General features: G+C 45.9%; 15 protein-coding genes. 6 read left to right on the forward strand and 9 right to left on the reverse strand.

Features of this window, described 5'->3' with window-relative positions; translation table 11 throughout:
- Positions 1-337 precede the first annotated feature (337 nt).
- The 6 genes from fre to trxA all read right to left on the reverse strand — a co-directional run bounded on the left by fre (position 338) and on the right by trxA (position 6,171).
- Positions 338-1,051, reverse strand: coding sequence for an NAD(P)H-flavin reductase (gene fre, locus ACED45_RS18240; RefSeq protein WP_017095446.1), 714 nt, complete (start codon positions 1,049-1,051; stop codon positions 338-340).
- Positions 1,052-1,071: 20 nt separating this feature from the next.
- On the reverse strand, positions 1,072-1,341 hold the full coding sequence (locus ACED45_RS18245) for a 2Fe-2S iron-sulfur cluster-binding protein (RefSeq protein WP_008224727.1): 270 nt from the start codon (positions 1,339-1,341) through the stop codon (positions 1,072-1,074).
- Positions 1,338-3,179, reverse strand: a complete 1,842-nt coding sequence (gene ubiD, locus ACED45_RS18250) for a 4-hydroxy-3-polyprenylbenzoate decarboxylase (protein ID WP_146491414.1) — start codon at positions 3,177-3,179, stop codon at positions 1,338-1,340. Before ubiD ends, ACED45_RS18245 begins: the two co-directional genes overlap by 4 nt.
- 98 nt (positions 3,180-3,277) lie before the next feature.
- On the reverse strand, positions 3,278-4,273 hold the full coding sequence (locus tag ACED45_RS18255) for a hypothetical protein (protein WP_371714671.1): 996 nt from the start codon (positions 4,271-4,273) through the stop codon (positions 3,278-3,280).
- Positions 4,274-4,384: 111 nt separating this feature from the next.
- Positions 4,385-5,644: a transcription termination factor Rho gene (gene rho / locus ACED45_RS18260; protein WP_017062978.1), complete on the reverse strand. Its 1,260-nt coding sequence runs from the start codon at positions 5,642-5,644 to the stop codon at positions 4,385-4,387.
- Positions 5,645-5,844: 200 nt separating this feature from the next.
- On the reverse strand, positions 5,845-6,171 hold the full coding sequence (gene trxA, locus ACED45_RS18265; protein WP_010440700.1) for a thioredoxin TrxA: 327 nt from the start codon (positions 6,169-6,171) through the stop codon (positions 5,845-5,847).
- A gap of 111 nt (positions 6,172-6,282) precedes the next feature.
- Here trxA and rhlB point away from each other — a divergent pair, with 111 nt between their 5' ends.
- Together rhlB and gppA are read left to right on the forward strand one after the other, a co-directional pair.
- Complete coding sequence (gene rhlB, locus ACED45_RS18270; RefSeq protein ID WP_048610414.1) at positions 6,283-7,593, forward strand: ATP-dependent RNA helicase RhlB; 1,311 nt, start codon at positions 6,283-6,285, stop codon at positions 7,591-7,593.
- 6 nt (positions 7,594-7,599) lie between these two features.
- Entirely contained in the window at positions 7,600-9,093 is a 1,494-nt protein-coding gene (gene gppA / locus ACED45_RS18275) for a guanosine-5'-triphosphate,3'-diphosphate diphosphatase (protein ID WP_123285668.1), read from the forward strand.
- A gap of 96 nt (positions 9,094-9,189) precedes the next feature.
- On the opposite strand, the gene ACED45_RS18280 is transcribed toward gppA, so the two are convergent.
- From ACED45_RS18280 to recQ, 3 genes are all read right to left on the reverse strand, one after another.
- The gene (locus tag ACED45_RS18280) at positions 9,190-9,861 is read right to left on the reverse strand and encodes a 7-cyano-7-deazaguanine/7-aminomethyl-7-deazaguanine transporter (protein ID WP_048613244.1); all 672 of its coding nucleotides are present in this window, start codon (positions 9,859-9,861) and stop codon (positions 9,190-9,192) included.
- Positions 9,862-10,073: 212 nt separating this feature from the next.
- Positions 10,074-10,385, reverse strand: a complete 312-nt coding sequence (locus ACED45_RS18285) for a DUF3630 family protein (protein WP_371714672.1) — start codon at positions 10,383-10,385, stop codon at positions 10,074-10,076.
- A 65-nt stretch (positions 10,386-10,450) separates the two neighbouring features.
- Complete coding sequence (recQ, locus tag ACED45_RS18290) at positions 10,451-12,289, reverse strand: ATP-dependent DNA helicase RecQ (protein ID WP_371714673.1); 1,839 nt, start codon at positions 12,287-12,289, stop codon at positions 10,451-10,453.
- A gap of 179 nt (positions 12,290-12,468) precedes the next feature.
- On the opposite strand from recQ, the gene rarD reads away from it, so the two are divergent.
- The 4 genes from rarD to ggt all read left to right on the forward strand — a co-directional run bounded on the left by rarD (position 12,469) and on the right by ggt (position 16,868).
- Entirely contained in the window at positions 12,469-13,377 is a 909-nt protein-coding gene (gene rarD, locus ACED45_RS18295; protein ID WP_371714674.1) for an EamA family transporter RarD, read from the forward strand.
- A gap of 86 nt (positions 13,378-13,463) precedes the next feature.
- Entirely contained in the window at positions 13,464-14,258 is a 795-nt protein-coding gene (locus tag ACED45_RS18300; protein ID WP_371714676.1) for a helix-turn-helix transcriptional regulator, read from the forward strand.
- A 98-nt stretch (positions 14,259-14,356) separates the two neighbouring features.
- Positions 14,357-15,019, forward strand: a complete 663-nt coding sequence (locus tag ACED45_RS18305; protein WP_146491421.1) for a LysE family translocator — start codon at positions 14,357-14,359, stop codon at positions 15,017-15,019.
- Between the two features lie 91 nt (positions 15,020-15,110).
- A complete protein-coding gene (ggt, locus tag ACED45_RS18310; RefSeq protein WP_371714677.1) occupies positions 15,111-16,868 on the forward strand; it encodes a gamma-glutamyltransferase in 1,758 nt (585 codons plus the stop codon).
- Positions 16,869-17,099 lie beyond the last annotated feature (231 nt).

The raw sequence follows: 17,099 nt of genomic DNA on the forward strand, positions 1-17,099 counted from the left end.
ACAGATTGATAGGTTTAAATTGTTAAAGAGCTTCACTTGTTGAGCGTTCCTTTTAAGTAAGGAGCCTCTCTAAGTGGACGGCCATTCTAGCGAATTAACATTCAGTGTCAAACACTTTTTGAAAATTAATTTTTTGTCGCTTTCCGTCTGACTGATTGTTGCTGAAGCCTTGTGGCGTCTGCCGTCTCAGTGGTGTCGCATTATAGGGAACCCACTCAGCTTAGCAACTACTTTTTCATAAAAAATGAATAAATAGGGGTTAACTGCCTAATAGTTCACCTAAACAGAAAAAAGAGAACATTTCTGCTCTCTTTTCGCTCAAAATCCAAAAGAATTCTTAGATAAATGCGTAAGCATCTGCGTACATATGGTCACGCTTTGCTTCTTTATTCTGAGTAAACATGTCTCTTGCAGCGCCTGCCATTTCGAAACGACCCGCAATGTAGATATCGAAATCAGCTAATGATTCGAAACTTTGCGTGATTGCTTCTAATACATTACCCGTTTGACCGTGCCAAACTTCAGGTGCTTCTTCTACTACTGGTACAAAATGCACATTGCTGTGTTTTGCTGCAATGTCGACAAGCTCTTCTTTCGCATACAGCTGACACTCATCTTTTGCACCCCAGTATAGATGAATCTCTTTTTTACTGTTCTGCGCGATGCAGTGATCGAGAATAGAGCGCACGTAGCTAAAGCCAGTACCACCAGCAATTAGTAACAGAGGACGATCGCTTTCTTCTTTAACCCACGCATCACCGTGCGGAGCATCAATAGCTATATCGCCATCTTCAGCTTGCGCTTTCTTCATTGCCTCAACGACTTCTGAAGCGTAAGCATTGTGCTCAGCTGCACCAATGTGTAACTCAAGCTCGCCTTCATGGCGACAAGGGCTACTTGCAATCGAAAATGGACGCTTATCTTTCTCGCCCATTTCAACCATCAGGTACTGGCCCGCTTTAAAAGCGACCGGTGTTTCTGGGTGAAGTAGGATTTGGTAAGTATTACAAGCCAAAGGCTCGATAGACTTCACTTTACATTTAATAGTCATGTTCTTCCTCTTACTAACCCTTAATCGGCAAAGGTTAGAACTAAATTACTTTCTGCAAATGCTTGGCAAGCAAAAATCCAGCCTTGTTGCTGCTCTTTCTCTGTGAGCATGGGTTCAAGGTGGTAACTCACTTGCCCTTCTAATTTTTTGCACATACACATTGCGCATGCGCCAACTTGGCAACGGTTTGGGAAATAGATATCGCTGTTGAGCGCAGCATCCAAGACCGTTTGCCCTTTTTCTACTGTGAAACTGATGTTTTCTGGGTATAAGACTACTTGGTAGCTCATGAAATTCCTAGCTGTTCCCAGATGCTATCAATCTTTTTCACAACATCAGGATCTTTTGTGATTGGTACACCCCACTCACGCAAGCATTCACCTTCCCACTTATTGGTCGCATCGAGGCCCATTTTTGAGTGTCCAGTTTCATTCTGTAGGAATAACGTATCTCTGGCCGGATCCATTCTTGTCGTTACCGCCCAAATGATGTCATTCCAATCACTCACATTGACATCGCCGTCACACACGATAACAAACTTGTTCTCATCAAATTGAGACCAAACCGCTTCCATGATTTTCTTGCCATTACCGGCTGCTTGCTTATCAATACACACCACAATCATGCTGGCATTGTCGTTTTGCAGGTGAATATCAATAATTTCAGGGTGAGCCTTGGTTAGCTCAGCCAAGCTACCCTCTATATATTCACTATTTACAGGTGCTGCTTGGACATCTGGCGATAGCGCTAACTCTGCGTCCCACTTCTTAGTGATATCTAGGCCCATCTTAGAACCTAACCCAACCACGGGTGAGGCAAAATCCAATGAATCGATCGGCGTGTTCTCTATCATCAGGCTATCGCGTGACGGATCCATATGTTCGCACATCGCTGCGGTTACTTGAGACCAATCACGTGCGTTCACATCCTCATCGCACACCAATACAAACTTGGTGTACATGAATTGACGCAAGAAAGACCATACACCCATCATCACGCGCTTAGCGTGACCTGGGTATTGCTTCTTCATGGTCACTACTGCCATTCGGTACGAACAACCTTCAGGCGGTAGATAGAAATCTTCAATCTCTGGGAACTGCTTTTGAAGAATAGGAACAAACACTTCATTTAGCGCAACCCCCAATACCGCAGGCTCATCCGGTGGACGGCCAGTATAGGTGCTGTGATAGATAGGGTTCTCGCGCATGGTTACATGAGTAATAGTAAACACATGGTGCTTTTCTTTCTCGTTGTAGTAACCAGTATGGTCTCCGTAAGGCCCTTCATCCGCAAATTCATTCGGGTCGATGTAACCTTCCATCACGATTTCCGCACTTGCAGGAACCTCTAAGTCGTTGCTGATTGATTTAACGACCTCAGTTTTACTACCACGTAGTAAGCCTGCAAACGCGTACTCAGATAAAGTATCCGGAACTGGCGTAACCGCACCAAGAATGGTAGCTGGGTCGGCACCAAACGCTACCGATACCGGAAATGGTTTACCAGGGTTGGTTTCCATCCAATCGCGCAAATCCAGCGCTCCACCACGGTGGGCTAACCAACGCATGATGATTTTATTCTTACCGATTTTTTGCTGGCGATAGATGCCTAAGTTTTGGCGTTTCTTGTTTGGACCACGAGTAACCGTTAAACCCCATGTTAGTAATGGTGCGACATCGTCAGCCCAACAGCTCATCACCGGAATTTTATCTAGGTCGACGTCATCGCCTTGCCATACCACTTGTTGGCAAGCCGCTTTGCGAAGGCGTTTAGCCGGCATGTTTAAGACTTGCTTAAACACGGGCAGTTTATCAAGAGCGTCTTTAAAGCCTTTTGGTGGCTCTGGTTCTTTTAGGTAAGCAAGCAACTTGCCCACTTCACGCAGCTCTTTGACTTCCTGACGCCCCATACCAATAGCAACCCGGTTAGGTGTACCAAATAGGTTGGTCAAAACAGGCATGTCGTAGCCTACTGGATTTTCAAACAAAAGAGCCGGGCCACCAGCACGTAGAGTACGGTCGCTAATCTCGGTCATTTCGTAGTCTGGATCGACTGGGTGAGAAATGCGTTTCAACTGACCAATACTTTCAAGATGGTCGATAAAATCACGTAAATCTTTAAAACTCATAGGGCTTCTACATGCTGATTATTCTGCGCTCAGTATATCAAAAAGGGTGACGCTGAGATCCCCCTTTTTAGTGTGGTTATTGAAAGGCAAAATCCACTTTACGGTAATGCTTGCTCGATCAAAGAGCTCTTCACCTGAGGGTTATCATTGACGAGATCTTGCAACCATCGCGTATGACCTTGTTTGGCAAGTTCACGCGCGACTAAAGGCGCTTCATCGGCAATCGCCATCCTAGAGACAAGAAACTGCTTCACCTCTTCTGATAACGGGTTAACCTTGGTAAGCAAAGTAATCGCTTCATCTTTCAAACGCGGGTTTTTGGTCGCCGCCATCACCTGTTCAAGTGCGAACGTTTGTTTGGTTCCAGCAAGGCGCACTAGCTCAGCTTGGCTATGATAATCGGCCTTCATTCTCCATAGAATTTTGTAGACCTCTGGGTCTTCGCTCACTTGCGCTAATCGAACCACCACCTCAGTAGAAGGTAACCAACTAACAATAGAAGATGCAGTGAGCTGCTTAGTTAGGTAATCAACCGCTTCAGGAGACAAACTGCCTAACTCTCTGATGAGCAGCGCTTCTCGCGTTTGAACTTGATGTTCAGATCCAGATAACCACTCTTTTAGGTCGAGTTCCTGCTTCTCTGCATCTAGTACAAACACCAGTGTCTTCTGATCTTGACGCCACTGTTTGATGAGACGATTAGCTATTGAAGGATAATTAAAGGCAGGTACCGTAAACTCGTAGCCATCTCCACGCTCTAATACTTGATAAGTGGGCGTGATAGCGAGTTGCTGCTCGATGAAGATGGACATCTTAGGTGTGAGTACGATTTTTTGCTGTTCGAGCTTCGTCAAGAGTTGGTAACGAGCCACCTCTTGTTGGGGAAATGTCAGGCGCTCAAGTGCAAAACGTAGCGAATTGACTTCGTCACGTACGACAAGCTCGAGTAGTTCAGCAGTTTTCAGTTTTACTTGATCATTCTCAAGCCAAGACTCTACTGTAAATGGAGACATCTCGGTGGCATAGCTCATACCAACCGGTGAAAATAACAGTGAAGTAGACAGGAGTAATGATGACAACAGTCCATGTTGCATTTTAACTTCCTTGTAACACTTTTGATCATTCTGCAAGCTGTCGCTACAAAATGCAAATAAAAAGCGCCACCCGAAGGCAGCGCTTATTAAATAACGATCAGCTAATCAATATTACTGACGACGCATTGCGTCAAAGAACTCATCGTTCGTTTTGGTCATTGCTAGCTTATCGATAAGGAATTCCATTGCGTCGATTTCGCCCATTGGGTGAACAATCTTACGCAGAATCCACATCTTCTGTAGTTCATCGTTCTTCGTAAGAAGCTCTTCACGACGAGTACCAGAGCGGTTGAAATCAATCGCTGGGAATACGCGCTTTTCCGCAATCTTACGGTTAAGGTGTAGTTCCATGTTACCTGTGCCTTTGAATTCTTCGTAGATAACTTCATCCATCTTAGAACCAGTATCAACCAGTGCTGTTGCGATGATCGTTAAGCTACCGCCTTCTTCTACGTTACGTGCCGCACCGAAGAAACGCTTTGGACGATGTAGAGCATTCGCGTCAACACCACCAGTAAGAACTTTACCTGATGAAGGAATCACAGTGTTGTAAGCACGAGCTAGACGAGTAATAGAATCCAGCAGGATAACCACGTCTTTCTTGTGTTCAACAAGGCGTTTCGCTTTCTCGATAACCATTTCTGCAACTTGTACGTGGCGAGATGCTGGCTCATCGAATGTTGAAGCAACTACTTCGCCTTTAACTAGACGCTGCATCTCAGTTACTTCTTCTGGACGCTCATCTATAAGTAGAACCATTAGTTCACACTCAGGATGGTTACGAGCAATGCTTTGAGCAATGTTTTGCAGAAGCATTGTCTTACCCGCTTTAGGCGGAGCAACAATCAGACCACGCTGACCTTTACCAATTGGAGATGCAAGGTCAAGAATACGGGCCGTAATATCTTCAGTCGCACCATTACCCGCTTCCATCACCATACGTTCGTTGGCGTGAAGAGGAGTAAGGTTTTCGAAAAGAATCTTGTTACGAGCGTTGTCTGGCTTGTCGTAGTTAACCGTGTTTACTTTAAGCAGTGCAAAGTAACGTTCGCCATCTTTAGGTGGACGGATTTTACCGCCAATAGAGTCACCAGTGCGAAGGTTAAAACGACGAATTTGGCTTGGAGATACGTAGATATCATCTGGGCCAGCCAGGTATGAACTGTCGGCGCTACGTAGGAAACCAAAACCGTCTTGAAGAATTTCTAGAACACCATCACCAAAGATGTCTTCACCACTTTTTGCATGCGCTTTAAGGATGGAGAAGATAATGTCTTGTTTTCTTAGGCGAGCTTGATTTTCAAGACCTAAGCTTTCGCTAAGTTTAACAAGCTCAGACACAGGTCTGTTCTTCAGTTCAGTAAGATTCATAGTGGTGGAAGTTTGTTTAGTCAAAATAGGATCTGTTTTCTTAAGTTAAGAAGGATTTGGTCACAGGATCGACCAAGAAGAGAAATTCGTTCAATTAACGTGCGATAAATTAGCACTAAAACTAAGACTAGTCCATAGCTTAGAAAAAACAAAACCGCGCATTTGTTAACTGCACGGTTTCTTTTCAAATGCTGACCTTATTAAAGGTTAGCGTCTAAGAACTCTTTAAGTTGAGTTTTAGATAGTGCACCAACTTTAGTCGCTGCTACGCCGCCATCTTTGAAAAGAAGTAGCGTTGGAATACCGCGAATACCAAATTTTGGTGGAGTACCAGCATTTTGGTCGATATTTAATTTACCGATTGTGAGCTTGCCTTCGTACTCGTCTGCGATTTCGTCAAGAATCGGCGCAATCATTTTACATGGACCACACCACTCTGCCCAAAAATCAACAAGAACAGGGCCTGCAGCGTTGATTACATCGTTATCAAAACCGTCATCAGTTAGCTGCAAAATCTTATCACTCATCTTCCACTCCAATGTATTTTTTAGAACTGGTTGGATGATAACCAGTAAATAGATGCCCTATTGGAATGTATTTACTTTCGTATTGCAAGCTTAAGCTGATATTCTATAGCAATGAAAAAGACGCATATCACAGAGCAAAAGTTCGCCGACTTGGATTTACTTCCGCAAGTCATTGAAGGATTGGAGAAAAAAGGGTTCGATTATTGTACCCCTATCCAAGCCTTGGCGCTCCCGGTACTGCTCACCGGCCAAGACATTGCAGGCCAGGCCCAAACGGGTACTGGTAAAACGCTTGCGTTTCTTACTGCTACTTTTAACCACCTGCTAAAAACACCTGAGCATGAAGGGCGTAAGCCTAACCAGCCACGTGCGATTATTATGGCACCAACGCGTGAACTCGCGATTCAGATCTACAACGATGCTGACTCTCTGGTTGAAAGCACAGGTATCAAGGCAGCACTTGCTTACGGTGGCGAAAGCTACGACAAGCAACTAGGTAAGATCGAAGAAGGCGCAGATATCTTAATTGGTACGACTGGCCGCATCATCGATTTCTACAAGCAAAAGGTATTTAACCTTAACCACATTCAAGCCGTTGTTCTTGACGAAGCTGATCGCATGTTCGATCTTGGTTTCATCAAAGACATCCGCTTCTTGTTTCGCCGTATGCCTGAGCCAAAAGATCGTCTGAACATGCTGTTCTCTGCGACATTGTCTTACCGCGTACAAGAGCTAGCATTCGAACACATGCACAACCCAGAGCATGTTGTTGTTGAGCCAGAGCGTAAAACAGGTCACCGTATTCAGGAAGAGCTGTTCTACCCATCAAATGAACACAAAATGGCACTTCTGCAGACGCTAGTTGAAGAAGAGTGGCCTGAACGCGCTATCATCTTCGCTAACACTAAGCACAAGTGTGAGTCTGTTTGGGGTCATCTAGCTGCAGATGGTCACCGTGTTGGCCTACTAACTGGCGATGTTCCTCAAAAGAAACGTGAAAAGATTCTTGAGCAATTCACTAAAGGTGATGTTGACCTACTTGTCGCAACCGACGTTGCAGCACGTGGCCTACACATTCCTCAAGTAACACACGTATTCAACTTCGACCTACCTGATGACTGTGAAGATTACGTTCACCGTATCGGCCGTACCGGTCGTGCTGGTGCAAGTGGTCACTCAATCAGCTTTGCTTGCGAAGATTACGCAATCAACTTGCCACCAATCGAAGAATACATTGAGCACGCGATCCCAGTGTCTGACTACGATGCTTCTGCACTGCTAGAAGATCTACCAGCACCATTGCGCTTACGCACACGTAACCCGCAACAACGCCGCTCGAACAACAATGGCCCACGCAACGGTAACCGTAAACCAAACCAGAACCGTCGCCCACGCCAACCGCGTCATAACAAGGAAGCTTAGTCGCTTATGAGTCAAACAGTGTCACCACCGCTTTACGCTGCAATCGACCTCGGGTCGAACAGTTTTCATATGCTCGTTGTGCGTCATATCGATGGCAGCGTACAAACCATGGCTAAAATTAAGCGCAAAGTGCGTTTAGCTGCAGGCTTAGATGAAAATAATGCGCTTAGTACAGAAGCCATGCAGCGCGGTTGGGACTGTTTGAGTCTCTTTGCAGAGCGACTGCAAGATATTCCAAAAGAAAATATCCGCATTGTCGGTACAGCGACCCTACGTACCGCTATCAATGTGGATATCTTTCTTGAGAAAGCGAACCAGATCCTTGGTTACGACATCAATGTTATCTCCGGTGAAGAAGAGGCTGCGACTATCTATAAAGGCGTAGCACACACTTCTGGTGGCAGTGGCCGCCGGCTGGTTGTTGATATTGGTGGCGCAAGCACCGAGATGATCATTGGTGAAGGCTTCTCAGCGAAAGCACTAACCAGCCTAAAGATGGGCTGTGTTACTTGGCTTGAACGCCACTTTAAAGATCGCCAATTAACCGCAACCAACTTTAACAACGCTATTGAAGCGGCGAAGTCGACGTTGGCTCCTATCCTCGATAGCTACACTGATATCGGATGGGATGTGTGTGTGGGCGCCAGTGGTACCGTTCAGGCACTACAAGAAATCATGTTGGCTCAAGGCATGGATGAAGTAATTACTCATGCCAAACTTAAGCGCCTACAGAAACAAGCGATGATTACTGAGCGCTTGGAAGAGCTAGAAATTGAAGGACTGACTCTTGAACGCGCATTGGTGTTCCCGAGTGGACTTTCAATTCTTATTGCTATTTTTGAGCTGCTTGAAATTGATTCAATGACACTCGCAGGCGGTGCACTCCGTGAAGGCCTAGCCTACGAGATGGTTGATGAGTTGCGCCAAGAAGACATTCGTGCACGTACCATTAAGAGTGTTCAATCACGCTACCAAATGGACGTAAGCTACGGTGAACAAGTTGCTGTAGTCGCACAAACGCTGCTAGAGCAAGCAGGCGCCGAAGCGTGGGTTTCAGAACCTCAAGCTGGTGTGCTACTGCAAACGGCAGCTAAGCTTCATGAGATTGGTTTAACCATCGATTTCAAAAAAGGCGGTGAGCACAGCGCATACCTACTGCAGAACTTAGACCTACCAGGCTTTACTCGAGCGCAAAAGCACTACTTGGGTGAGTTAACTCGTCGCTACCGTGAACAGTTAACCTCATTACCAGAGCAGCACGCTATCTCAGGCACCAGCAGCAAGCGTATTTTACGTATTTTGCGTTTAGCTATTTTGTTGACTCACCGTCGCAATCCAGCACTAGAGCCTGAGTTTAAGCTTGCAACCGATGGTAACAATCTGACCTTGACGCTTTCTAAGCAATGGCTAGCAGACAACCCGCTGACCGCTGCTGAGCTAGAGATCGAGTCGAATAGACAAACCGATATTGGCTGGCCATTGAATATTGAATGCCTCTGATATTAGTACCTGACGCTAGGAATTAAAAAAGCCCAAGTTAGTAGACTAACTTGGGCTTTTTCTTATCTTTGCATTAATGCGTTTCTAATCTGATCCTTAAACGTTCACGCCTGTCGCTTTAAAGTCAGGGTTCACAGCCGTTAGCTTTCTAACAATGTAGTTCAGAAGCACGCCGTACATAGGCACGAATAAACCTAAGCTGATGATAAGTTTGAATCCGTAATCGACTAAGGCAATCTCAGTCCAATGCTCGGCCATGAATGGATCTGGGCTTTGGTAGAAAGCAATCGCAAAGAACGCGATGGTATCAATAGCATTACCGAATAACGTTGAGCATGTTGGGGCAACCCACCATTGTTTAAGCTGACGTAGGCGGTTAAAAACATGCACATCCAAGATCTGACCAAGCAAGTAAGCCATGAAGCTCGCCGCGGCGATACGTGCAACAAACAGGTTGAACTCGCCTAGTTGGCTAAACCCTTGGAATGAACCTTCAAAGAATACCACTGACAAGAAATAAGAAACGGCCAGTGCAGGTAGCATCACTAAGAAAATGATTTTACGAGCAAGCTGCGCGCCAAAAATGCGTACGGTCAGATCGGTCGCTAGGAAGATAAACGGGAAAGTGAAAGCACCCCAAGTGGTGTGCATACCGAAAACGGTAAAAGGTAGCTGAACCAGATAGTTGCTTGATGCAATAATGACTAAATGGAACAAAACTAATAATGCTAGGGCTTTGCGCTGTTGCGCAGGGGTAAAGTTACTCATGCTGTACCTTTTTAGTTTGGTTTGGGGGTGAGGGAACCCAAATCGAGTCATTTCTTCGAATAATCTAAGAAAGCTCTTACCAATAATGTGAATTAAAAAATGTATCAAAAAATTGCTCTACTGAGCGGCGGGCGATTATACATTAATCAATATTGGCTGCAACGGTGAGAACAGACGCAAACGTTTATTCTCACTTTTATTGGTGAGCGAAGTTAAAAACCGCGTTTGAAAAGCGTCGCGAGATAATCAAACTCTTCTCGGCTTTCTTCAGCGTTTAGCGACTCAAACCAGATTGATTCACTGTAATGTTCAGACTTTAAAAACATCCGACAACCTTCAAAATCAATCAACCAAGAGTGCATGTCAGCGTCCCATTGTTTTTCAACCACAGAAGCGGACAGTAACGCCACCAGCTTTTCACCTAACACTTCATAAGAATCAAAATCAAAACTTGGAGACGTAATCAATAAACGCCCTTCCTCAGCTAAATACTCTCTTAAGCCAAATTCTGTTTGTGTTGTCATGTCCCTATCAACCTTATTCTTTTTCTATGACCTAGTCGTTTTTAGAAGTTAAATGATTCTGCAAACTAACCGTGTGTCGTGATGTGTTCTTGAATCAAATCTAAGAATGGATCTGCGTACTTATCGAGTTTACGCTGACCAACACCGTTAACCGCCAACATCTCACCGTATGAGGTTGGCAGTACTTCGGCCATATCAATCAGAGTCGCGTCACTGAATACCACATAAGGTGGCAAACCATCTTCATCAGCAATCGACTTACGCAGCTTACGCAGTTTGGCAAACAGCTTCTTATCGTAATTCTTGCTACTCAGTTTATCGGACTTAGCATTGCGCACTGCCGTGTCTAAACGAGGCACTGCCAGCTCCAAAGACATCTCACCACGCAGTAGCGGACGGGCTTCTTCTGTTAACTGTAACGTCGAGTTACGGGTGATATTCTGGAACAACAAGCCCTTGTGAATTAACTGACGGAAGATACTGATCCAGTAGTCGTGGCTGTGATCGCGGCCAATGCCGTAAGTAGACAGCTTGTCATGACCATTATCGCGGACACGGATGTTCTGCATACCGCGCATCACTTCAACCACATAGCCCATACCAAACGACTGATTCACACGGTACACACAAGACAATGCCTTCTGCGCCTCTTGGGTCGCATCAAAATGCTTAGGTGGGTCGATACAGATATCGCAGTTGCCACATTGCTTCTCACGATATTCACCAAAGTAGTTAAGCAGAACCTGACGACGACAGGTTTGTGCTTCAGCAAAGGCACTCATCGCGTTCAGCTTGTGCATCTCAACTTGTTTTTGCGGGCCTTCTTCTTTCTCATCCAACATACGACGCAGCCAACCCATATCAGCAGGGTCAAACAGCATCATGGCTTCAGCAGGCAAGCCATCACGACCAGCACGGCCAGTCTCTTGATAGTAAGACTCAATGTTGCGTGGAATATCAAAGTGCACCACAAAGCGAACGTTGGGTTTGTTGATACCCATACCAAACGCCACGGTTGCAACAACGATCTGGATATCATCACGTTGGAAGGCTTCTTGAACGTAAGCGCGCTCATCGGTGTCCATGCCTGCGTGATAACCCGCAGCACGAATACCGTTGTTACACAGCTTCTCGGTCACCATTTCTACTTTCTTACGACTACCACAGTAGATGATGCCGCAATTGCCCTTTTGTGTTTCTAAGTAGCGAACCACCTGTGACACGGGCTTATGCTTCTCAACTAGGTTATAGCGAATGTTAGGACGGTCAAAACTACCCAAGTAGGTATGTGGATCCACCAGCTGCAGACGCGAGATAATATCTTTACGTGTTGCATCGTCAGCGGTTGCCGTCAGCGCCATATAAGGCACATGCGGGAAATACTGTTTAAGTTGACCTAATGATGCGTACTCAGGGCGAAAGTCGTGACCCCATTGAGAGATACAGTGCGCCTCATCCACCGCAATCATCGAAAGCGGTAAACCTTGAAGACGTTCGATAAAGTCGCGCATCAACACACGCTCTGGCGACACATAAACCATCTTCAATTGGCCCGAATTCATGCGATTGAACACACTCATCAGTTGGTCTCGTGGCATTGAAGAGTTAATGCACTCAGCCGCAACACCGTTCGCCTTCAATTGATCGACCTGGTCTTTCATAAGAGAGATCAACGGTGAGATAACCAGAGTGAGCCCTTGACGAACCAAAGCAGGAATCTGGTAACACAGTGATTTACCACCACCGGTTGGCATAATCACCAAGCTGTCTCGGCCTTCAACGGCCAGGTCAATGACCTCTTGCTGACCATCGCGAAAGCTTTGATAACCAAACACATCTTGTAAGATGGTTTGCGCATCATTCGCGGGAGTTGGTATTTGCTCAGCAATCAGAGTGGCGGTCATTGTGGTTCCTAATCGAGGTATGAAATCAGCAAGCATCTTCGGCAAGCAAGTCGCACATTGTAGAGGGGAACGCTGGCGAATTAAACCGCAAATTGTTAGGTGAAAAGGGTTATCGCTCCTATACTGACCAACTCTCTTATAAATCTTATTAATAAGCACTCTGTGCTAGAGAAAGATGCATGACTCCAGAAGAACAACAACGTACGCGCCAAGGTATTTTGCTTGCTATCGGTGCTTACACCATGTGGGGTATCGCCCCTATATATTTCAAATCTTTAAGTGACGTTTCCCCGTTAGAGATCCTTAGCCACCGTGTAGTATGGTCTTTTTTCCTACTCGCTTTTTTACTACACATTGGCCGCAGCTGGCGTAAAGTGCGCGACACCTTGACATCAAAACCAAAAATGCTCTATTTGGTAGCGACCTCTACTTTAGTGGGTGCCAACTGGCTGATCTTTATCTGGGCGGTCAACTCCAATCACATGCTTGATGCCAGTTTGGGGTATTACATCAACCCGCTAATTAACGTGTTGCTCGGTATGCTCTTCCTCGGCGAACGCTTACGTAAGCTGCAATGGTTTGCAGTGGCTCTTGCTGCGATTGGCGTATTAATCCAATTAGTTGCCTTCGGTTCAGTGCCGATCGTCGCCATTGCCCTAGCCTTTAGCTTTGGTTTTTATGGTTTACTGCGTAAAAAGGTGAGCTTAGAAGCGCAAACCGGTTTGTTCATCGAAACCTTGGTTATGTTGCCTCTCGCAGCAACGTACCTACTGTTTATTGCTGATAGCCCAACCTCGGACTTCTCAATGAACCCGATGCAACTCAATCTGTTACTGGTTGCTGCTGGTGTTATTACCACCATTCCACTGCTGTGCTTTACCGGCGCTGCAACACGCTTGAAGCTATCGACCCTCGGCTTCTTCCAGTACATTGGACCAAGCTTAATGTTCTTGTTAGCGGTGCTGATTTATGGCGAAGCGTTTACCAGTGACAAAGCGATTACCTTCGCCTTTATTTGGGGAGCGTTGGTGATATTCAGCTTTGACGGTCTGCGTAACAACAGAAAGAACAAACGCGCTAAGCAGTAACACTGATCGTTTTTTACAAGACAATCCCTTAATACGAAGATAAGCTTGGTTGAATTGATGACTATTTAACCAAGCTTTTTTGTACCATGGATAAAGTCCACTATTACTCTACCCCAACAGATGATATCAGCCTGATCCAAGCTCAATACCAAGAGTTTGCCTTTCAGCGCCACTATCATTTGGACTTTCACATTGGTTTAATTACCCAAGGGCAGCAAAAATTCGCCTATAAAGGGACTAGCCATCATGTTGGCGCAGGCCAAGTTGTCATCATGCCACCCGATGAACTGCATGATGGGCATTCCAAACTCGATTCGGGTTATCAAGTCAGCGTGTTCGCAGTTTCTCCCCAGTGGTTTCAAGATCTTGCCGATCCCAAGCAAAATGGTCACACATTAGGCTTTTCTGAGTTGATCCTCTCCGATCAAGCTGCATTTTCAAAATTACGCAACCTACACGGTCTGTTAATCAATCAAAACATCAGCCAACTCGCTCAAGATTGCTTACCATTCGAGGGATTCACGACGATTGTCGATCGTTATGCGAAATTTGGATCCAAGAGCGACATCAAATTGGGTAATCAATCGATTGATACGCTAAAAGACTATTTGATGGCAAATTTGGATCAGCCAGTGCGATTAGAACAACTGTCTGAGCTGTGCGGCTTAACCACAACTCAATTCCAACGCCACTTTAAAAACAGAATGGGCATCACGCCATACGCATGGCTGAGCCGCTTACGTATGGAGCAGAGCATGCGCCTGATTAAATCTGGGATATGTGGTACCAAGGTCGCGTACCAAGTGGGCTTCTATGATCAAGCACACTTCTCCAAAGCATTCAAAACTACATTCGGCGTCCCGCCCTCACAAATCAACTAAGTGTTGATAATTTACAATTGCTCGATTTCAAATCACGGTAAGCTACGCTCAATACGATTACTTATTTAAAAATAGCGGCAGCGTTATTGAGAGCTAACATGAATGAAGTCACCATACTGATCACCCTCGCCTCAATCCACTTCATCGCTTTGATGAGCCCCGGCCCTGACTTTGCGTTAGTCGTGCAAAATGCGACGCGTCACGGCAGACAAACAGGCTTGTACATCGCGCTTGGCCTATCTTGTGGGATTTTACTGCATTCATTGCTGAGCCTGACGGGAATCAGTTATCTAGTCCACCAGCAACCAACCATATTTGCCATTATCCAATTGGCTGGCGGTAGCTACTTGCTGTATTTAGGCTACGGTGCACTAAAAGCAACCTGGCAACTCATTCAGAACCACGACGATGACGCCGATACCGTCAATTCCAAAGATCTGATTCTCACGAATAAGCGTCAGGCATTTTCGAAAGGGTTTGCGACCAATATTCTCAACCCAAAGGCTTTGGTGTTTTTTATCAGCTTGATGTCAAGCTTAGTGCCTGCCGACATGTCACTTTCAGGCAAAGGGTTTGCACTGCTGATCCTGTTCGGCCTATCACTGTTCTGGTTCTCTCTATTAGCGTGGATGCTTTCTACGAAGGCACTACAAAAGAAGCTGAGTGAAGCGACGGTCTACATTGATGGCTTATGTGGCGTGGTGTTCAGCCTAATTGGCGTCAGTATTCTTTGGCAGTCGCTGTCTGGTCTAATCGCTTAAATTCGAATCAAGATTACAATTCGTTAACAACGCACTGGCTATCTTATCTTTCCACTGCCAATCTAGCTCTGCATATGAAAAGGAGAAGATCATGCAGTGGAAAACAAAACTAACAACCCTCGCCACTTCTACCCTACTTTTTGCCTCTCACGTCAGTTGGGCAAATCAAGCTGCCGATTCCGTCGCTCCCGAACAAAGTAGTGGTTTAGAAACCAAACAACTCGTAAAAGCTAACGACTGGATGGTCACCGCGGCTAACCCTCTGGCGACCCAAGCAGGTGCCGATGTACTTGCTCGTGGTGGTAACGCGATTGATGCCATGGTTGCCGTGCAACTGATGCTTGGCTTAGTTGAGCCGCAATCGTCAGGTATTGGTGGTGGCGCGTTCCTTGTTTATTTTGATGGCAAGGACAAGCAACTCAAAACCTACGATGGCCGTGAAACTGCACCACTTGATGCCACACCACGTCTATTCCAAGACGAAAACGGACAACCGCTTAAGTTTTACGAAGCTGTGGTTGGTGGTCGCTCTGTTGCTACACCGGGAACAGTCCAATTGCTGTGGGACACTCACCAGAAGTACGGCAAGCTCGAATGGGCATCACTGATTAAGCCTATTGCTCAGCTGGCTGAAGAAGGTTTTACTATTAGTCCACGTTTAGCGACCTTGATTGAACATGACCAAGAGCGACTAAGCCGCTTTGCGACAACTAAAGCCTACTTCTTCAATGCCGATGGCAGCCCGAAAACTGCAGGTACTCTACTTAAGAACCCAGAATACGCTGCAACGTTAAACGCTATCTCAAAGGATGGTGCTAAGGCTTTCTATCAAGGCGAGATTTCTACTGACATCATCAACACTGTGCAAACGGCTAAAGGTAACCCGGGCGTCTTGGCACAAAAAGACTTCGATGCGTATTCAATTAAGCAACGTGAACCGGTTTGTTCCGCTTATGAGAGTTACGATATCTGTGGAATGGGACCACCAAGTTCAGGCGCATTAACGGTTGGACAGATCTTAGCGATGACCGAGCAGTTTGACCTCAAATCCTGGGGGCCTAACGATGCGAGATCTTGGCAAGTGTTAGCGGACGCTTCTCGCCTAGCCTTTGCAGACCGAGGGATGTACATGGCAGACCAAGATTACGTACCAATGCCAACTCAAGGGTTAGTGAATACTGACTATTTGCAGGAACGTGCCCAGTTAATTACCGCAGGTAAGGCACTAGAGAGTGCGCCATCAGGCACCCCGCCGTGGGATCACGCAATGCTGCGCAGCCAAGATGTATCTATTGAACTGCCGTCCACCAGCCACTTCAATATTGTTGATAGCGATGGCAATGTCGTTTCGATGACTACCACGATTGAGAATGCCTTTGGCTCACGCTTGATGGTGAGAGGCTTCCTACTCAACAATGAGCTAACGGACTTCTCATTCAAGACGCACAACGATGGTAAGCCTATCGCCAACCGACTTGAACCGGGCAAGCGTCCACGCTCTTCAATGGCACCCACCACAATCATGCAAGACGATAAGCCTTACATGGCGATTGGTTCTCCGGGCGGCAGTCGAATCATAGGTTACGTGGCACAAGCAATCATTGCCCATACCCAGTGGGACATGGATATTCAGCAAGCGATCAACCAACCACACTTCCTAAACCGTTTCGGAACCTTAGATTTGGAAAAAGGAACATCAGCGGAAAACTTCAAACCTGAGCTAGAAAAGATGGGATTTGAGGTCAACGTTCGCGATCTTAACTCCGGTTTACACGCTATTCGTCTCACAAAAGATGGTCTAGAAGGCGCTGCAGACCCTCGTCGTGAAGGTGCAGCCATTGGTCAGTAGGGAATAATTCTCCCTTTTTACTCGCTGCCTTGTGCGAGATCTCTCACAAGGCAGTGAGTAAATATCGACATTTAACTGCGAAATTAAGCACCCATACACTGTAACCAATTGAAATTAAACAATACGTACATTTATCATTCAAATAATTATATAGAAATTCGCTTATGCACCATTGCTGATAAATAAGGAATCGGTAATATGAGTGGTGTCGGAAGGATGCTGACACGGAAC

The sequence above is a fragment of the Vibrio crassostreae genome, assembly GCF_041439375.1.
Lineage (GTDB): Bacteria > Pseudomonadota > Gammaproteobacteria > Enterobacterales > Vibrionaceae > Vibrio > Vibrio crassostreae_D.

Excerpts from the sequence above, each read along its gene's own strand:
- fre (WP_017095446.1), bottom strand. The coding sequence starts at position 1,051 with ATGACTATTAAATGTAAAGTGAAGTCTATCGAGCCTTTGGCTTGTAAT.
- ACED45_RS18245 (WP_008224727.1), bottom strand. The coding sequence starts at position 1,341 with ATGAGCTACCAAGTAGTCTTATACCCAGAAAACATCAGTTTCACAGTA.
- ubiD (WP_146491414.1), bottom strand. The coding sequence starts at position 3,179 with ATGAGTTTTAAAGATTTACGTGATTTTATCGACCATCTTGAAAGTATT.
- ACED45_RS18255 (WP_371714671.1), bottom strand. The coding sequence starts at position 4,273 with ATGCAACATGGACTGTTGTCATCATTACTCCTGTCTACTTCACTGTTA.
- rho (WP_017062978.1), bottom strand. The coding sequence starts at position 5,644 with ATGAATCTTACTGAACTGAAGAACAGACCTGTGTCTGAGCTTGTTAAA.
- trxA (WP_010440700.1), bottom strand. The coding sequence starts at position 6,171 with ATGAGTGATAAGATTTTGCAGCTAACTGATGACGGTTTTGATAACGAT.
- rhlB (WP_048610414.1), top strand. The coding sequence starts at position 6,283 with ATGAAAAAGACGCATATCACAGAGCAAAAGTTCGCCGACTTGGATTTA.
- gppA (WP_123285668.1), top strand. The coding sequence starts at position 7,600 with ATGAGTCAAACAGTGTCACCACCGCTTTACGCTGCAATCGACCTCGGG.
- ACED45_RS18280 (WP_048613244.1), bottom strand. The coding sequence starts at position 9,861 with ATGAGTAACTTTACCCCTGCGCAACAGCGCAAAGCCCTAGCATTATTA.
- ACED45_RS18285 (WP_371714672.1), bottom strand. The coding sequence starts at position 10,385 with ATGACAACACAAACAGAATTTGGCTTAAGAGAGTATTTAGCTGAGGAA.
- recQ (WP_371714673.1), bottom strand. The coding sequence starts at position 12,289 with ATGACCGCCACTCTGATTGCTGAGCAAATACCAACTCCCGCGAATGAT.
- rarD (WP_371714674.1), top strand. The coding sequence starts at position 12,469 with ATGACTCCAGAAGAACAACAACGTACGCGCCAAGGTATTTTGCTTGCT.
- ACED45_RS18300 (WP_371714676.1), top strand. The coding sequence starts at position 13,464 with ATGGATAAAGTCCACTATTACTCTACCCCAACAGATGATATCAGCCTG.
- ACED45_RS18305 (WP_146491421.1), top strand. The coding sequence starts at position 14,357 with ATGAATGAAGTCACCATACTGATCACCCTCGCCTCAATCCACTTCATC.
- ggt (WP_371714677.1), top strand. The coding sequence starts at position 15,111 with ATGCAGTGGAAAACAAAACTAACAACCCTCGCCACTTCTACCCTACTT.